The organism is Pseudomonadota bacterium (genome assembly GCA_030859565.1).
GTDB lineage: Bacteria > Pseudomonadota > Gammaproteobacteria > JACCXJ01 > JACCXJ01 > USCg-Taylor.
This window is the reverse complement of record JALZJW010000287.1, coordinates 1-2,219: the sequence shown is the minus strand read 5'-3', so window position 1 is coordinate 2,219 and position 2,219 is coordinate 1. Positions and strand designations below refer to the sequence as shown.

The 2,219-nt window shown below is 61.1% G+C and carries 2 protein-coding genes; one reads left to right on the top strand and one right to left on the bottom strand.

The genetic code is table 11. The features are described from left to right. The first annotated feature begins 226 nt into the window (after positions 1–226). Positions 227–1,642 carry an IS1380 family transposase gene (locus M3436_20865; GenBank protein ID MDQ3566417.1) on the top strand — a complete coding sequence of 472 codons (1,416 nt, stop codon included), beginning with the start codon at positions 227–229 and terminating at the stop codon, positions 1,640–1,642. Positions 1,643–1,885: 243 nt separating this feature from the next. Here M3436_20865 and M3436_20860 read toward each other — a convergent pair. Next, the coding region (locus M3436_20860) for a hypothetical protein (GenBank protein MDQ3566416.1) at positions 1,886–2,219 on the bottom strand (334 nt) is incomplete at its 5' end.

Sequence of the window (2,219 nt, the reverse complement as noted above, 5' to 3'; positions counted from 1 at the left end):
CCGCAGTGGTGCCCTCCTTCAGTTACCAACATGCTAAACCAATTCAACAGTAATTTGTTGGTTACGGATAGCTGTGGTTTTTATACGAACGAGAAGAATATCTCCAACTTTAACTTTGGGCAGATCTCTAACCCGGATTTCTCACCGGTGGTATGGAAGAAGGCCGTACCTCGTGGCATAATATGTTCTGGATCAACAGGTTATGCAGACAGACGAGGACGGCCTTATGAACACAGAGTGTAGCGCAGAGCGGATAAACTTTCACGGTCTTGGAGGGCGGGGGGTGGTGGGGCGGTTCGATGGGGGGCGGATCAGTTCGGATGGGGGTTGTGTTCTTTTGCGCGAAGTGGAAGAGCGGACCCACATTCTGAAGCGCTTGGCGGGGTGCTTCGTCGATCATCGGGATCCGGAGTTGATCGAGCACTCGGTGGGATCGCTCGTCAAACAGCGGGTGTACGGGATAGCGCTCGGGTACGAAGACCTCAACGATCACGATACCCTACGCTACGACGCCTTGCTGGGGCTTTTGGCGGACAAGGAAGACCCGAGCGGTGCGGGGAGGCGGCGGACGGAGGACCGGGGCAAGGCGCTGGCGGGGAAGAGCACGCTCAACCGGCTGGAGCTGACGCCGAAGGAAGCGGGGAAGCAGGACCGTTACAAGAAGATCGTCGCCCAGACGGAGGCGATGGATACGTTGTTGGTGGAGGTCTTCGTCGAGTCCCATGCGGTCCCCCCGAAGGAGATCGTGATCGATGTGGACGCGACCGATGATCCCCTCCACGGGGATCAGGAAGGGCGTTTCTTTCACGGGTATTACGGCCACTATTGCTATCTGCCGTTGTATTTCTTTTGCGGGGATCGGTTGCTCTGCGCGCGTTTGCGGGAGGCGGATGAGGAACCTGCCACCGGGTGCGTCGAGGAGCTTTCCCGGATCGTAGCGCAGGTGCGGGCGGCCTGGCCCGAGGTGCGGATCGTCCTGCGGGGGGATAGCGGTTTCTGCCGCGAGGCGATCATGAGTTGGTGCGAGACCCATCGGGTCGAATACGTGCTGGGGTTGGCCAAGAACAGCCGTCTCACCGAGATCATTGCCGGTGAGCTGGCAAAGGCCCGGGAGGCCTATGAGGCCAGCGGGGAAGCGGCGCGGTGGTTCAAGGACTTTCGTTATCAGACTCGCGAGAGTTGGACCTGTGAGCGGCGCGTGGTGGGCAAGGCCGAATATCTGGCCAAGGGGGAGAATCCCCGTTTCATCGTCACCTCGCTCGCTGCGGAGGACTGGGAGGCGCGAGCCTTGTACGAAGATCTGTATTGTGCCCGTGGGGAGATGGAAAACCGGATCAAGGAACAGCAACTCCAGCTCTTCGCCGATCGCACGAGCACCCACGCGCTAGACTCGAATCAATTGCGGCTGTATTTCTCCTCCTTCGCCTATGTGCTCATCGAGACCCTGCGAGCGCTGGGGCTTTCAGGAACCGAGCTCGCGCAAGCGCAATGCGGCACGATCCGCCTGAAACTCTTCAAGATCGGGGCCCAGGTTCGACTCAGTGTGCGCAAGATCTGGATCGCCTTCTCCGAGGCATATCCCTATGCGCGTCTCTTCCAGGCCGTGCTTGACCGATTGAGGCAAATCCCATTGACCTGCTAGTCGTCACGATTGAGCCCGTCACTCCCCGCCTGCCCGCGCCCTGAAACGGCGTGAAGGGGTAGTCTTGCCTGAGATCACACCTTGCTCCACAGCACCCGCAATTTCTCAACAATAACCGCTTCCCATTCACTCGATTGACCCCGTTCGGCGTCCGTACCGAAGCGGTTAATCTGAGGCGTTGCCGTTCTAATGTTCACCATCGATACTTTCAACCTGGGCTCACCCCTTGGTGAGAAACCCGGGCTAGCGCCGTTTGGAGTCAAAGATCGGGCCGGCCTCGAAGCGCGAGCGAGCGAGCCGGCGGTCGCGGGCGAAGAGGGCGGGGTGGGGCGGCCGGCGTCCGAGTGCCGAGAAGAGCAGGAGCAACGCGGTGAGGCCGAGGACGCCGTAGTTTCCCATCGCAGCGTACGGGGTGAGACCGCGGTGGGGGATGACCCGGGCGCTCAGGGCGTAGGGCTGGAACTGCGGCGAGCGGGCAAGCACCCGGCCGCGCTCATCGCTGACCGCCGAGACCCCGGTATTGGTCGCGCGCAGGAGATAGCGGCCGGTCTCGCGCGCCCGCATGCGCGCGATCTGG

Coding starts and splice junctions, on each gene's coding strand:
- M3436_20865 (MDQ3566417.1), top strand. CDS start 227: ATGAACACAGAGTGTAGCGCAGAGCGGATAAACTTTCACGGTCTTGGA.